The sequence below is a fragment of the Streptomyces sp. MBT65 genome, assembly GCF_016612545.1.
GTDB lineage: Bacteria > Actinomycetota > Actinomycetes > Streptomycetales > Streptomycetaceae > Streptomyces.
The window spans coordinates 1-14,782 of sequence record NZ_JAENRY010000192.1 but is presented as its reverse complement, the minus strand read 5'-3'; the positions used below and the strand labels follow the sequence as shown (position 1 = coordinate 14,782).

Genomic DNA, 14,782 nt, shown 5'->3' with positions numbered 1-14,782 from the left:
CCGCCCGCTGGGTGGACGTCCAGGCCCCCGAACGCATGATCCCCTCCCGCCCCTCCGAGGACCTGGAGAACCGTCCCGGCTTCGGCGCGACCCTCTCCACCATCCTGCTGCCGGTCGTGCTGATGCTGTCCAAGGCGCTGGTCGACATCATCGTGGACGACCCCGAGCACACCGTTCAGCGCGTGTTCGACGTCATCGGCTCGCCGCTGATCGCGCTGCTCGCGGCCGTGATCGTCGGGATGTTCACGCTGGGGCGCCCGGCCGGCTTCACCAAGGAGCGGCTGTCCTCGACCGTCGAGAAGGGGCTGATGCCGATCGCGGGCATCCTGCTCATCGTCGGCGCGGGCGGCGGCTTCAAGCAGACGCTGATCGACTCCGGTGTCGGCCAGATGATCCTGGACATCTCCAAGGACTGGTCGATCCCCGCGCTGCTGCTGGCCTGGCTGATCGCGGTGGCGATCCGGCTGGCGACCGGTTCGGCGACGGTGGCCACCATCTCGGCGGCCGGTCTGGTCGCCCCGCTGGCCGCCGACATGTCGAGCGCCCACACCGCTCTCCTCGTCCTGGCGATCGGCGCGGGCTCGCTCTTCTTCAGCCATGTAAACGACGCCGGCTTCTGGCTGGTGAAGGAGTACTTCGGCCTGAGCGTCGGCCAGACCCTCAAGACCTGGTCCGTCATGGAGACGATCATCTCAGTGGTCGCCGGCGGACTGGTCCTCCTCCTCTCGCTGATCATCTAGGGGTACGGGAATGAGTCATCCTCTCTTCGACATCAGTGGCCGTACGGCCCTGGTCACCGGTTCCAGTCGGGGCATCGGACTCGCCCTCGCGCAGGGCCTGTTGGAGGCCGGCTGCACGGTCGTCCTGAACGGCCGGGACGGTGAACGGCTCACCAAGGCCGCCGCCGAACTCTCCGGCGATGTCCACACCGCCGCCTTCGACGTGACCGACGGTCCGTCAGTGGCCGCCGGGATCAAGGACATTGAAGACCGGGTCGGCCCGCTGGACATCCTGGTCAACAACGCCGGTATGCAACTGCGCGCCCCGCTCCTGGAGTTCACCGACTCCGACTGGCACCGCATCATCGACACCAACCTCACCAGCGCGTTCCTGGTCGGCCGTGAGACGGCCCGCCGAATGACGGAACGCGGCCACGGAAAGATCATCAACATCTGCTCGCTGCAGAGCGAGGTGGTCCGGCCCGGCATCGCGCCCTACGCGGCCACCAAGGGCGCGTTGAAGATGCTCACCAAGGGCATGTGCGCCGACTGGGGCCCGTCGGGCGTGCAGGTCAACGGTCTCGGCCCCGGCTACATCGAGACGGAACTGACCCAACCCCTCGTCCAGGACGAGGAGTTCAGCGCCTGGGTCCGGAAGCGGACGCCCGCCGGTCGCTGGGGCAGCACACGGGACCTGGTCGGCGGGGTGCTGTTCCTGGCGTCGCCCGCCGCGGACTTCGTGAGCGGACAGATCTTGTACGTCGACGGCGGCATGACGAGCGTGCTGTAGAGAACGGGAGTCCAGAACATGCTGGGTTGTGTGATTCACGGTCAGGACGACCTGCGGGTCGAGGAGTTGACGGTCCCGGAGCCCGGCCCCGGCCAGGCCCTGGTCGCCGTCCGCTACGGCGGCGTCTGCGGCTCCGACCTCCACTACTGGCGCCACGGAGGCGTCGGCGACTTCCGCCTCAAGGAACCGATGCTGCTCGGCCACGAGGTGGTCGGCACGGTCGTGTCCTACGGCCCCGGGGGCTCAGGTCCCGCCGCCGGTACGGCGGTTGCCGTGCACCCGGCGACTCCGTGCGGGGTGTGCCCCGAGTGCGCGGACGGTCGGCGCAACGTCTGCCGGGACACCGCGTACCTGGGCAGCGCGGCCCGCTTCCCGCACTTACAGGGCGGCTTCGCGGCCCAAGTCGTGGTCCCCGCGAACCAGTTGAGGCCCATCCCGGCAGGCCTGGAGCTGCGCCGGGCCGCCCTCGCCGAACCGCTCTCCGTCGCGCTGCACGCCGTACGCCGGGCCGGGGACGTGACCGGACGCCGGGTGCTGGTCACCGGCGCGGGCCCGATCGGCTGCCTGGTCGTCGCGGCGGCGAAGGCGGCCGGCGCGGCACACGTGACGGTCACCGATCTGCTCCCGGCGGCACTGAGTTACGCGACGGCGGCGGGTGCCGACACCGTCGTACGGGCCGATGATCCGGACGACTCCGGGTGGCCGTCGGAGGTCGACGTGGCCATCGAGGCGTCCGGGGTGGCGGCCGGGCTCGACACCTGCCTGCGGCTCGTACGGCGGGGCGGGGTGGTCGTGCAGCTCGGGATGCTGCCGCCGGGGCAGAGCCCCTTCGCCGGGAACCTCGTCGTCAGCCGCGAGATCGAACTCCGTGGCGCGTTCCGCTTCGACACGGAGTTCGACGACGCGCTCCAACTCCTCGCGGTGGAGCCGTCGTTCGACGCTCTGGTCAGCGCGGTGGTACCGGTCCGCGACGCGGAGTCGGCGTTCGCGCTGGCGGCCGACCGCAGCCGGTCGTGCAAGGTGCTGCTGGACTTCGAGGGCCGAGCGAGCTGACCGGCACTTCAGCGAGACGTCAACTAGGGCTTCCAGAGCGGGTGTTCCCGCTTCGCCCAGTCCCGGCTCACCGATCCCGTACGCAACCCGGCCCGCGCCTCCGGGTCCCCCAGCGCCATCCCGATGTGGCCGCCCAGCACGATGCCGATCGTCAGGGCGAGCCAGTCGTGGACGAAGGTCGCGCTGGTGCGCCACATGATCGGGGTGAGGTGGGTGAACCACATCATCAGGCCCGTGCCGAGCATCACCAGGGTCGCGCCGGCGATCCAGTTGGCGTAGATCTTCTGGCCGGCGTTGAACTTGCCCGCCGGGCGGGCCGAGCGGCGCTTGTCGCGCATCAGGGCGCCGCGCAGCCAGACGCGGTCGTGCGGGCCGAAGCGGTTGAGGAAGCCGAGGTTGACGCGGAAGCCCCGGGAGAACAGGCCGAAGAGGACGGGCACGGGCAGCGCGACCCCCGCCAACTCGTGGATGCGGACGACGAGTTCACGGCGGCCGACGAGTTCCGCGAACTCCGGGACGTACAGACAGGCGGCCGTGGCGACGCAGATGCCCATCAGCGCGGCCGTCGTCCGGTGCACCCAGCGCTCGGTGCGGCCGAAGCGGCGGACGCGGGCCGAGGGCTCCGTCTGCGGGGGCTGGGCTTCAGCTCGTAGGGTCATCGTCGCGTCCGTTCGACTTGCCGACCCAGGCGTCGACGTCGTAGCCCCGGTCCTCCCAGTAGCCGGGCTTCACATGCTCGGTGACCGTGATGCCGGAGAGCCACTTCGCGGACTTGTAGAAGTACATGGGGGCGACGTAGAGGCGGACCGGGCCGCCGTGGTCGTGGCCGAGGTCCTTGTCCTGCATGCGCAGCGCGACCAGGATGTCCGAGCGGCGGGCCTGGTCGAGGGTGAGGCTCTCCGTGTAGGCGCCGTCGAAGCAGGTGAAGCGCACTGCCCCGGCCTTGGCCCGCACTCCCGCCGCGTCCAGGAGCCGGGACAGCCGCACCCCCTCGAAGGGGGTCCCGGGGACCCGCCAGCCGGTGACGCACTGGACGTCCTTGACCAGCCGGGTCTGCGGCAGCGCGCGCAGGTCGGCCAGGGTGTAGGACGTCGGCTTGTCGACCAGGCCGTCGACGGTCAGCCGGTAGTTCTGGGCGTTCTTGTTCGGCACGGACGCGGTGACCGAGTAGTAGCGGAAGCCGCCGCCGTTCGGGAGCAGTCCGGTCAGTCCCGTGGGGTCCTTGCCGGAGACGGCGCCGAGGAAGCCCTCCATGCCGTTCTGCAGGGCGGGCGCGGTGACGACGCCGAGGGCGCCCAGGCCGAGCGTGCCGAGGAGGACCCGGCGGCCGATCGGCCGGCCTTCCGCCTTCTCCGCACCCTCGGCCTCGGGCTCGGGTTGTTCAGGGTTCACGCATTCATTCGAACACCCGCGACCCCGGCGCGGCCAGGGATCGCGGGTGCCCGTCAGACTTCCGTAACCACTTCTTACGTGCTTCTCAGAGAGCCGCACCAAGAACATGGATCGGCTACGACGTCTCCGTCGCCGCCTTGTCGAGCTGGAACGCCTCGTTGCCCAGTCCGATCCGCGCGTGCGCCTCGGGGTTGCGGGAGCGCAGGAGCAGTCCCTGGGCCAGGCCGACGAGGACCGCGAGGAGGATGATCCCGGGCAGGATCCAGCTCAGGGACGACTCGGGGCCCGCGCCGACCAGGACGTCGAAGTCCTTGACGGTGTAGACGGCGATGACGACGAGCGCGATGCCGGACAGCGCGGAGGTGACCAGCCGCCAGGCCTGGGCACCGACGGCGCCGCGCCGGGCGAAGAAGACGATCACCGAGAGGGACGCGGCGGCCATCAGCAGGATCACGCCGAGGGCGCCGATGTTGCCGAACCAGGTGAACAGGTGCAGGACGGGTGCGGTGGGGTCGCCGGTGGGCTTGTCGTCGGCGATCGCGAAGACGATCACGATCACGGCGGACACGGCGGTCTGGAGCAGCGAGCCGGTGCCGGGCGCGCCGCTCGCACTCGTCGTACGGCCGAAGGCGGACGGCAGCAGGCCCTCGCGGCCCATGGCGAAGGCGTACCGGGCGACGACGTTGTGGAAGCTGAGCATGGCCGCGAACATGCCGGTGACGAACAGGATGTGGAGCACGTCGGTGAAGGTGCCGCCGAGCCGGGAGTCGGTGAGGTAGAAGAGCAGGCCGGCGCTCTGCTTCTGGGAGACGCCGACGATCTGGGAGGGCCCGGTCGCGACGGTGAGCGCCCAGCAGCTCAGCGCGAAGAAGACGGCGACGCCGCCGACGGCGAGGAACATCACGCGGGGGACCAGGATGTGCGGGCGGCTGGTCTCCTCGGCGTAGACCGGGGCCTGTTCGAAGCCGAGGAACGCGGCGATGCAGAAGCACAGGGCGGTGCCGACGCCCGCGCCGCTGAGGGTGTCCGGGTTGAAGGCGTGCAGGGACAGGCCCTCCTTGGCGGGGTCGGCGACGGCCGCGATGTCGAAGATGACGACGAGCGCGACCTCGATGATCAGCAGGACGCCGAGCACGCGCGCGTTGACGTCGATCTTCAGCCAGCCGAGCGCGCCGACACCGAGCACGGCCACCAACGCCGGTATCCACCAGGCGACGTCGACATGGGCGTAGGTGGAGAAGAGCCCGGAGACCTCGAAGCCGAAGATGCCGTAGATGCCGACCTGGAGGGCGTTGTACGCGACGAGCGCCACCAGGGCCGCGCTCGCGCCCGCGGTGCCGCCGAGGCCGCGGGAGATGTACGCGTAGAAGGCGCCCGCGTTGTGCACGTGCCGGCTCATCTCTGCGTAGCCGACGCTGAAGAGGACGAGGACGACGCCGAGGAGGACGAAGAGCAGCGGCTGCCCCTCGATGCCCATCACCGCGAATGTGGTGGGCATGACACCCGCGACCACCATGAGGGGTGCGGTCGCGGCGAGCACGGAGAGCAGCAGGCCTCCGGTGCCGAGGCGGTCGGCGCGCAGGGCGCGCTCCTGCCCTCTGAACGTGCTGATGCCGCTGCCGCCGCCGTCTGCGGTGGCGCTGCTCGTGCTGGAACTGCCCGTCGTCATGGCGGGAACGTCCTTTCGGGGTCGCTACGGGGGCGTTGCTACGGTCGCGTTTCGTCGCTACCGGTGCGTTGCTACGACTGCGTTACATCGCTTGCGTCACTTCGCTACGCAGTCGTCGGTACGGGGGCGTTACGACGTGCCGAGCGCGCTGTCGCGTGCGGCACGGAAGGCGGTGAGCGGGTCGCGGTCCGGGTAGGACCACGGGGCCGGGGTCGGGTGCTCCCCGATGCGGTGGAACAGGGCGGCCGCCTCGGCGCTCCGGCCCTCGCAACACTTCGCGTGGGCAAGGAAGTTGAGGTCGACCAGACGGCGTGGATGGCCCTCGTGCTCCCACTCCAGCCACCAGTCGAAGGCGGCCTTCATCACCTGCCGGGCCCGGCGTCCGGTCCAGTGCCCGGAGTCGGCCGGGTCGGTGGGTTCCAGCCCGGCGGCGGCCAGCACGCGGTAGCGCTCGGCGTGCGCGATGACCGGCAGGATGGCGAGCGGGGAGTCGGCGGGGGCCTGTTCGGCGGCCCAGTAGGCGAAGTCGTAGACCTCGTGCAGGGGGTCGACGCCGGCGTCGGCGCGGCGCTCCGCGAGCCGGGCCACCATCAGGTGGTGGGCGTGGTGATGGTCGGCGTAGCGGTGGCGGACCTCGTCGAAGAGCTGGACGACGCCCTCGTCGGTGCCGAGGGCGTGCTCCAGGAGGAGCAGCCCGAGCCACGGCGTCGGATCGTCGGGCAGCCGGGTCGCCGCCGTACGGCAGGCCTCGCGGGCGCGGACCGGCTTCTCCTTGCCCGCGAGGACGCGCTGGACCAGGGCCACGGCGAGCAGGACGGAGGCGTCACCGGACTCCGGTTCGGCGAGGAGCCAGTCGCGGGCCCATGCGGCGGTGTAGGACTCCTGGGCAAGGACGGTGACCCGGTGGGCGCGGAGGTCCCACTCGTCGCCCGTCTGGGCGAGCAGTCCACGCGCCGCCTGCCAGCGTCCCTGGGCCAACGCGGCGCGGGCGGCGACGAGTTGTTCGTCGTCGAGCGCTGCATCGAAGGCCTGGGACGCACGTTTGTGACGACGTCCGAGGGGTGGCGGGGGTGGGGACACCCGGGAATTCCTCACGATCCTCACGCGACGCTGCGGGATTTCGGCACGCTATCGGCCGAACACGCACAGCAAACCCTCCACCAATACTTCACGTCAAGTGCCGTACTGCTGTTACACCTGTCAACTTCCGTTGCGTGTGCGGCACTTGTGGCACGAGCCCCTACCCGGGACGGTACGCTCCCAACCGTCCGCGAGTCATCGATGTGGCGTACGCCATGGCGCTCCGGCGCGCGGCGACGGACGATGGCAGCACGATCCCGCATCCGGGTACTCCCAGGGGCGAGCCGGACCCCGGGGCGCTACAGTCGCCCCAACGCACCCCGTAACCCGGCCTGACGATCGAGGTACGCAGCGTGTCCCTTCTGGTTCTGATGCTCGCCGTGAGCGCGGCCTGTTGCCTCGGCTTCGGGTTCGTGCTCCAGCAGAACGCGGCCCAGCAGGCACCCCTGAGCGACTTCCTCTCCCCGAGGATCCTTCTCGACCTGATGCGGGTGCCGCGCTGGCTCGGCGGTATCGGCCTGATGGTCGCGGGCATGGTGCTCGGCGCGATAGCGCTCAGCAAGGGCGAGGTCTCCCTCGTGGAACCCCTCCTCGCGACGAACCTCCTCTTCGCGCTCGCGCTCTCCCGCAAGCAGACGAGACAACCCCTGGGCCGCCAGGGCTGGGCGGGCCTCGCGCTGCTCGCCGGCGGCGTCACGACCTTCATCGTCGCGGGCGAGCCGCGCAGCGGAACACCGGTCACCGACCCGTTCCGTCACTGGCTGATCATCGGCGTCATGGTGGGCCTCGCCCTCCTCCTCACGACATACGCCAAACGCTCCCGTCTCAGCGCGGGCCCGGTCCTGCTGGCCCTGGCGGCCGGCCTGCTCTACGGCGTGCAGGACGCGCTCACCCGGGTCAGCGGCCAGCGCTTCACCGAGGGCGGCCTCACCGAACTGCTCACGGGCTGGCAGCCGTACGGCGTGCTGGCGCTCGGCGTGACCGGCCTGGTCCTCGTCCAGAGCGCCTTCGAGACGGCTCCCCTGCGCATGTCCCTGCCTGCCCTCACCGCGGCCCAGCCACTCGCCGGGATCATCTGCGGGGTGGGCTTCCTGGGCGACCGCCTGCGCGCCGACACGGGCGCGCTGGCCTGGGAGGCGGTGGGCCTGGCCGGAATCGTCGTGGGCATCCTGCTCCTGGGCATGCACCCCGCGATGCCACGAGGCACCACAAAGCCAAAGCCGGAACCGGCCCTCCAACCGCACTGAACAACAGCCCCTGTTTTGATGAGGGCATGAACCCAGCTGACGAACTCCTCGACATCGTCGACGAACACGACCGGGTCATCAGCCAGTCCCCGCGCGGCGAGGCCTACGCCCAGGGCCTCCGCCACCGCGCGGTCTTCATCCAGGCCAGAAACGCACAGGGCCGCATCTTCGTCCACCGCCGCACCCCCACAAAACTCGTCTTCCCCTCCCTCCACGACATGTTCGTCGGCGGAGTGGTGGGCGCGGGCGAGTCCTACGACGACGCGGCACTGCGCGAGGCCGAGGAAGAACTCGGAGTCTCGGGCCTGCCCCGCCCCACCTTCCTCTTCAAGTTCCTGTACGACGACGACGCCGGGCAGACCTGGTGGTCGGCGGTGTACGAGGTGCGCTGCGAACTGCCGGTCAGCCCCCAGGCCGAGGAGGTCGCCTGGCACGACTTCCTGCCGGAAGAGGAGATCGAGCGAAGGCTGACGGAGTGGGAGTGGGTACCGGACGGACGCGCGGCCTACGAACGCCTCAAGAAGTACCGGAAGACGGCGGCGCACCGGTCACAACCGGCCGGATAGGGTCCTGCTCGTGATCGATTTCGCACGGAACGTCCGACTGTGGTTCGCGCCCCAGGAGATCAGCGAGGAGGGCAGAACACCCGACTACCGCTTCTCGCTGGCGAACGAACGCACCTTCCTGGCCTGGCTGCGCACCGCGCTCGCGCTGATCGGCGGGGGCTTCGCGGTGGACCAGTTCCTCCCGGACCTGCCCTGGGCATGGCGGGTCGGGCTGGCCCTCGCACTCCTGGCGGCGGGCGTGCTGTGCGCGCTGCGCGCGGTCAATCACTGGGTGCGCTGCGAACGCGCGATGCGACGGGGCGAGGATCTACCGGTGTCCCGCTTCCCGGCGCTGCTGAGCGTAGCCGTGGCGATCGTGGCCGTGGTGATGGTCGTAGTCGTCCTGGCCGGGTGGGAAGGATGACCAGCCCCCCACCCCCGGACCGCGACCCGGGCCTACAACCCGAACGCACCCGCCTCGCCTGGCGCCGCACAACTCTGTCGAGCACGGTCGCCGCCGTCCTCGCCACGAAGGCCGCACTGCACCACGGAATCCACCCGGAAGGCATCATCGTCTGCGCCCTGTGCTGCGCACTCTGGCTGGGCTTCCTCACCATCGCCCACCGCCGCATCACCACCCTCACGACCGGCGGCACACCCCCACCCCTGGCCCCCCGCCACGCCACCGCGGCGGTGCTGTGCACGGTGGCCATGGCGGCATGCGCGGCGGTGCTCGTGTATTGAGGGATGGACCACACATCCGCACCCGCCGACGCAACGGGAGCGGGTCGTGGCGGTGCGGCGCAGCCCGCCGCTCAACTGGTCCCCACCCGTTCCACTGCGACAACACCGGAGGGGCGCGACCGGCGGCGGGCTCCCCGCACCGCCACGACCCCGACCCCAGCCACCAACCACGGCGCCACGCACCCCGGATGACCCGATATGGGCGATTCGCATGGCACCCTGTCCGTCGTCATCGCCCGCACTTCCGAAGGTGAGCACCATGACCACCCTGCACCTGGAGCACTCCTCCCACACCCACACGCACGGCCCGGACTGCGGACACTCCGCGGTACCGCACGGCGACCACGTCGACTACGCGCACGACGGCCACCTGCACCGCGAGCACAGCGGCCACTGGGACGAGTGCGAGCCCGGCGGCCATGTCGCCCACCAGGAGCACGGACACCAGCACGGCCAGGACTGCGGCCACGCGAGCGTGCTGCACGGCGACCACGTCGACTACGTCCACGACGGCCACCGGCACGCCCTGCACGACGGCCACTGGGACGACCACTGAGTCGAAGACCCACGGCCAGTGACGGCCCGAACGCACCGATCCACAGCTCCCCGCCACCCCGGCGCGGGGAGCTGTCGGCTTATCGTGGCCCCGGTCACGTTTCGCTCCCCTACTGGACGACATACCGACCGGTCGGCATGATGGAACGCGTCAGCCGAGACCAGCATCCGTTCGTAGGAGTGATGTATGAGCCCCGACCACCCGCCCGGACTCGATCTCGACCGGCTGCGCGGTCTGCTCGACCGCGAGCGGCCCGGTCTGGTCACCGCCCCCCTGTCCGGCCGGCTGATCGAGGGCGGACGGTCGAACCTCACCTACGCGGTCACCGACGGCACCGCGAAGTGGGTCGTACGACGCCCCCCGCTCGGCCACGTCCTGGCCACCGCGCACGACATGAAGCGCGAGCACCGGGTCATCAGCGCCCTGCACCCGACGAACGTACCGGTACCGAAACCCATCCTCCTCTGCGAGGACGACGAGGTACTCGGAGCCCCGTTCTACGTCATGGAGTTCGTCGAGGGCACCCCGTACCGCACCGCCGACGAACTGGCTCCGCTGGGCCCGGAGCGCACCCGGGGCGCGGTCCTCGAACTGGTCGACACCCTGGTCGAGTTGCACGCGGTGGACCCCGCAGAGGTGGGCCTGGCGGACTTCGGCCGCCCCGAGGGCTTCCTGGACCGCCAACTGCGCCGCTGGGGCAAGCAGTTGGACGCCTCCCGCAACCGCGAGCTGGCCGGCGTGGAGGAGCTGCACGCGGCCCTGGGCCGCCGCCTCCCCACGTCCCCCACCCCCGCGGTCGTCCACGGCGACTACCGCCTCGACAACGTCCTGATCGGCACAGAAGACGGCGTCGACAAGATCAAGGCGATCCTCGACTGGGAGATGTCCACGCTCGGCGACCCGCTCACCGACCTGGGCCTGCTGGTGATGTACAGCATCCCGCTGGAGCTGCCCAACTCCCCCATTTCCACCACCGCTTCGGCCCCCGGCCACCCGTCGCCGGCCGAGCTGATCGAACGGTACGCCGCGCGCTCGGGGCGCGACGTGGAGTCGGTCGCCTGGTACACGGCGTTCGCGTGGTTCAAGCTCGCCGTGATCCTGGAGGGCATCCACTACCGCTACACCCTGGGCCAGACGGTCGGCCGCGGCTTCGACCTCATCGGCGAACTCGTCCCCGTCTTCATCGAGCACGGCCTGACCACCCTTCAGGAAGGCTGATCCACCATGGACTTCGCGTTCGACGCACACACCGAGGAACTGCGCGCCAAGCTCCTGGCCTTCATGGACGAGTACGTCTACCCGGCCGAACCGGTCGCCGAGGACCAACGCGCACAACTCGCCTCCCCCTGGGACACCCCCGCCGTGGTAGGGGAGTTGAAAGCGGAAGCCCGAAACCAAGGCCTCTGGAACCTCTTCCTCCCCGACTCCGAGTACGGCGCCGGCCTGACCAACCTCCAGTACGCACCGCTCGCCGAAATCACCGGCCGCTCCCCGCACTTGGCACCCACCGCGCTGAACTGCGCGGCGCCGGACACCGGCAACATGGAAGTCCTCCACCAGTTCGGCGACGAGCAGCAGAAGAAGCAGTGGCTGGAACCGCTGCTGGCAGGCGAGATCCGCTCGGCGTTCGCGATGACAGAACCAGAGGTGGCCTCCTCGGACGCCACCAACATCACGACGCTCATCGAGCGGGACGGCGACGACTACGTCATCACCGGCCGCAAGTGGTACATCTCCGGGGCGATGAACCCGGACTGCAAGATCTTCATCGTGATGGGCAAAACCGACCCGACCGGCGCCGGCATCCGCCGCCAGCAGTCGATGATCCTCGTCCCCCGCGACACCTCGGGCGTCACGGTCAAGCGCGCGATGCAGGTCTTCGGCTACGAGGACCACTCCCACGGCGGCCACGCCGAGGTGATCTTCGACCACGCGCGCGTGCCCGCGACGAACCTGATCGGCGAGGAGGGCGGCGGCTTCGCCATCGCCCAGGCACGACTCGGCCCGGGCCGTATCCACCACTGCATGCGGCTGATCGGCATGGCCGAGCGGGCGATCGAGCTGATGTGCCAACGCGCCGTGTCCCGCGTCGCGTTCGGCAAGGCACTGGCCCAACAGGGCGTCGTCCACAACTGGATCGCGGACGCCCGGGTGGCCGTGGAGCAACTGCGGCTGCTGGTCCTGAAGACGGCCTGGATGATGGACACCGTCGGCAACAAGGGCGCCCACGCGGAGATCCAGGCCATCAAGATCGCCACCCCGCGCACGGTCGTCGGCATCCTCGACAAGGCGATCCAGCTGCACGGCGCGGGCGGCGTCAGCCAGGACTTCCCGCTGGCCGAGCTGTACGCGAGCGCCCGCACCCTGATGCTGGCCGACGGCCCGGACGAGGTGCACCAACGGTCGCTGGCGCGCCGGGAGTTGAAGAAGTACCTGTAACACCGCGAGGGGCTGGAAGGGCGGTCGCCCCCTCCAGCCCCGTTCCCCCGAGGTGATGGTCAGTTGGGCGTGCTCGCCTTCAGCGTCCAGCCCTGCCGGCAGGTGTGGCCGAAGACGTTGATGTCGCAGCCCTCGACGGTGAAGACGTAGGCGCCGGTGTTCTGCTCCCGCACCCGGATCCGGCCGGCGGTGCCGCCGCCGAACTCCCGCTGGGTGCCGCCGGGGTCGGACGCGCTGGTCCAGCGGACCAGGAACGAGTCGTAGCGGTAGGGGGCCGTCGTCCCCCAGTTGAAGTAGGCGTAGCCGCGGTCCTCCCACGCGGCGACGACCATGTTCGAGCCCTGGCGCGGCGACCAGGTGGCGGTGCCGTAGGTGAAGTACTGGCGTTTGCCGGCGTAGGCGCCGTTCAGGTACACGTCCCTGGTGCCGGTGGTCGGGCAGCCGAGCCAGCCGCTCGCTCCGCCGAGCGCGCTCCAACGCTGGTAGATGTGCGGCTCGTTGACCGCGATACCGCACACCGCCCGCGTCGGTGTCTGCGCGGCGGCCGGCACCGCGGCCGTACCGCCGAGAGCGAGCAGGGAGCCCAGGACAACGCCGGTCAGGCGCCGCTTCGTTGACAGCATGGTGTTTCCCCCGTTGGTTCCTGTCGTACGGTCCGGCGGTGGGCCCGCCGTTCCGCTGCTCCGAGCATCACGGCTGCGGGGGCCGGGAGTTGAGGGGAAGCCCTCGGGCAGCGCCGGGGACCTCTCCCGGGTGGACCGGGAAGCGTTCCCAGGACACCCGGGCGCCGCACCTCCACGATGGGACGCATGGACGACCGCGACGGGCGCACCCGGCCACCTGCGGCGACGGCGTACGTGCTGTTGGCGCTGGCGGCGCTCCAAGTGGCGGCCGGGGCGGTCGCGTTGGTGGCGGCGCACGTCTCCGTCGCGGACCTGGTCCACTACGACATGGTCGTCGATCTGGCGGTCGGACTCGCCTACCCGGTCTGCGGCACGGTGATCGCCCTGCACCGGCCACGCAACCCCATCGGCTGGCTGCTGATCGGCTACGGGCTGGGCCACGCGTTCACGGGCATGTCGATCGGACTGGCCGTCGAGGGACTGCGGTTGGGCTGGCCGCCGGACGTCCTGCACACGGTCACGACCCTCGGCCGGCACACCTGGATCGTCGGCAGCTCCACGGCGTTCGTGCTCGTGTTCTTCCTCTTCCCCGACGGCAAGCTGCCCGACCGCCGCTGGCGCTGGGCCCTGGCCGCCCAACTCCTGTCCGCCCCGCTGGACTTCGCGATCTGGGCGCGGGACGACTGGGGCCTGTTCCGCGGCACGCCCGCCCAACCCTCCTACCTCCCGGTGCCGGACGGCTGGATGCCCGCCCTGCGGGACGTCGAGACCGCGAAGGCCTGTCTGGTGCTGACCGCCGTGTTCGCCGTCATGGCCGTGCGCCATCGACGCGGCGGGGAGCAGGACCGCCGCCGGCTGCTGTGGCTGATCGCGGGGATCCTGCCGCTGGCGGTCAGCGTGGCCCTTCAGATCCTCGGCTGCCCGGCGGTCTACACGTCCTGCTGCACCCTGTTCCTGCCGGTCGCCATCATGATCGCCGTGGTCCGCGAGGAACTCCTCGACATCCGCCTGGTCGTCTCCCGCAGCCTGCTCTACGGCGCGCTCACGGTCGGCGTGATCGTCACCTACGTCGGCCTCGTCACCTCCGTCCAGTCCCTCCTGAACCCCGACCCCGCGCTGCTCGGCCCGGCCCTGATCACCGTCACCCTCGCCGTCGTCTTCGAACCCGCCCGCCGCCTGCTGCAACGCCTGGTCGGCCACGCCCTCTACGGCGACCGGCACGACCCGGTGCGCGCCGTCTCCCGCATCGGCGAACGGCTGGCCGGCACCGGCGTCGACGCGGTCCCGGAGGCGGTCGGCGAGGCACTGCGACTGCCATATGTGTGCGTGGAGTCGAAGTCCGGGGTGACGGACGGGAGTTGGGGCGAGGCGGGCGAGCGCATCCACGCCATACCCCTCGACTACGACGGCCGGACCGTCGGCGCGCTGGTGATCGGACTGCGCCCCGGCGAGCAGCAGCCCGACACCGCCGACCTGGCCGTCCTGGAGCTGCTCGCCGTACCGCTGGCCGCCGCGCTGCACGCGACCGATCTCACCCGGCAGTTGCAGCACTCCCGGGAACGGATCGTGGCCGCGCGCGAGGAGGAGCGGCGCCGGATCCGCCGCGATCTGCACGACGGCCTCGGGCCGACCCTCGCCGGAGCCGCCTTCCAGGCCGACGCCGTACGCAATCTGCTGACGTTCGATCCGGAGCGGGCGGCGGTGCTGCTGGCCGAGTTGCGGTCCGAGGTCGGGGGCGCGGTCGCGGAGGTGCGCCGGCTGGTGGACGGGCTACGGCCGCCGGATCTGGACCAGTTGGGGCTGCTGGGCGCGTTGCGGGAGCGTGCGGTGCGGCTGTCCTGGCGGGCGGACGGCACCCCGATCCAGGTGCGGGTCCGGGCCCCGGAGCGGTTGCCCGCGCTGCCCGCCAGGACAGCCGCACCGCA

15 protein-coding genes and 1 pseudogene are annotated in these 14,782 nt (G+C 70.7%); 11 read left to right on the top strand and 5 right to left on the bottom strand.

What is annotated here, in order from left to right:
• The 3 genes and pseudogenes from JHN63_RS34080 to JHN63_RS34070 all read left to right on the top strand — a co-directional run.
• Positions 1–740 (top strand): annotated as a pseudogene (locus JHN63_RS34080) (GntP family permease); the annotation flags it as partial.
• 10 nt (positions 741–750) lie between these two features.
• Entirely contained in the window at positions 751–1,509 is a 759-nt protein-coding gene (locus tag JHN63_RS34075; protein WP_200688058.1) for an SDR family oxidoreductase, read from the top strand.
• Positions 1,510–1,527: 18 nt separating this feature from the next.
• Positions 1,528–2,562: an L-idonate 5-dehydrogenase gene (locus JHN63_RS34070; RefSeq protein WP_200688056.1), complete on the top strand. Its 1,035-nt coding sequence runs from the start codon at positions 1,528–1,530 to the stop codon at positions 2,560–2,562.
• Positions 2,563–2,585: 23 nt separating this feature from the next.
• Here JHN63_RS34070 and JHN63_RS34065 read toward each other — a convergent pair whose 3' ends face one another.
• The 4 genes from JHN63_RS34065 to JHN63_RS34050 all read right to left on the bottom strand — a co-directional run bounded on the left by JHN63_RS34065 (position 2,586) and on the right by JHN63_RS34050 (position 6,703).
• Positions 2,586–3,221, bottom strand: a complete 636-nt coding sequence (locus JHN63_RS34065) for a cytochrome b/b6 domain-containing protein (RefSeq protein ID WP_200688054.1) — start codon at positions 3,219–3,221, stop codon at positions 2,586–2,588.
• Entirely contained in the window at positions 3,205–3,954 is a 750-nt protein-coding gene (locus tag JHN63_RS34060) for a molybdopterin-dependent oxidoreductase (RefSeq protein ID WP_200688052.1), read from the bottom strand. The genes JHN63_RS34065 and JHN63_RS34060 overlap by 17 nt, the downstream gene beginning before the upstream one ends.
• A gap of 115 nt (positions 3,955–4,069) precedes the next feature.
• Positions 4,070–5,623, bottom strand: coding sequence for an APC family permease (locus tag JHN63_RS34055; protein WP_200688050.1), 1,554 nt, complete (start codon positions 5,621–5,623; stop codon positions 4,070–4,072).
• A gap of 129 nt (positions 5,624–5,752) precedes the next feature.
• On the bottom strand, positions 5,753–6,703 hold the full coding sequence (locus JHN63_RS34050; protein WP_200688048.1) for a hypothetical protein: 951 nt from the start codon (positions 6,701–6,703) through the stop codon (positions 5,753–5,755).
• Between the two features lie 353 nt (positions 6,704–7,056).
• On the opposite strand from JHN63_RS34050, the gene JHN63_RS34045 reads away from it, so the two are divergent.
• From JHN63_RS34045 to JHN63_RS34015, 7 genes are all read left to right on the top strand, one after another.
• Entirely contained in the window at positions 7,057–7,950 is an 894-nt protein-coding gene (locus tag JHN63_RS34045) for a DMT family transporter (protein WP_200688045.1), read from the top strand.
• Between the two features lie 26 nt (positions 7,951–7,976).
• On the top strand, positions 7,977–8,516 hold the full coding sequence (locus tag JHN63_RS34040) for an NUDIX hydrolase (protein WP_200688043.1): 540 nt from the start codon (positions 7,977–7,979) through the stop codon (positions 8,514–8,516).
• 10 nt (positions 8,517–8,526) lie between these two features.
• On the top strand, positions 8,527–8,919 hold the full coding sequence (locus tag JHN63_RS34035) for a DUF202 domain-containing protein (protein ID WP_200688041.1): 393 nt from the start codon (positions 8,527–8,529) through the stop codon (positions 8,917–8,919).
• Positions 8,916–9,239, top strand: a complete 324-nt coding sequence (locus tag JHN63_RS34030) for a DUF202 domain-containing protein (protein ID WP_200688039.1) — start codon at positions 8,916–8,918, stop codon at positions 9,237–9,239. Before JHN63_RS34035 ends, JHN63_RS34030 begins: the two co-directional genes overlap by 4 nt.
• 259 nt (positions 9,240–9,498) lie before the next feature.
• On the top strand, positions 9,499–9,795 hold the full coding sequence (locus JHN63_RS34025) for a hypothetical protein (RefSeq protein WP_200688037.1): 297 nt from the start codon (positions 9,499–9,501) through the stop codon (positions 9,793–9,795).
• A gap of 186 nt (positions 9,796–9,981) precedes the next feature.
• Positions 9,982–11,013, top strand: coding sequence for a phosphotransferase family protein (locus JHN63_RS34020; RefSeq protein ID WP_200688035.1), 1,032 nt, complete (start codon positions 9,982–9,984; stop codon positions 11,011–11,013).
• A gap of 6 nt (positions 11,014–11,019) precedes the next feature.
• Entirely contained in the window at positions 11,020–12,234 is a 1,215-nt protein-coding gene (locus JHN63_RS34015; RefSeq protein ID WP_200688033.1) for an acyl-CoA dehydrogenase family protein, read from the top strand.
• A gap of 59 nt (positions 12,235–12,293) precedes the next feature.
• Here JHN63_RS34015 and JHN63_RS34010 read toward each other — a convergent pair whose 3' ends face one another.
• The gene (locus JHN63_RS34010; protein WP_200688031.1) at positions 12,294–12,857 is read right to left on the bottom strand and encodes a hypothetical protein; all 564 of its coding nucleotides are present in this window, start codon (positions 12,855–12,857) and stop codon (positions 12,294–12,296) included.
• A gap of 186 nt (positions 12,858–13,043) precedes the next feature.
• Here JHN63_RS34010 and JHN63_RS34005 point away from each other — a divergent pair.
• A partial coding sequence (locus tag JHN63_RS34005) for a sensor histidine kinase (protein ID WP_200688029.1) occupies positions 13,044–14,782 on the top strand: 1,739 nt, incomplete at its 3' end.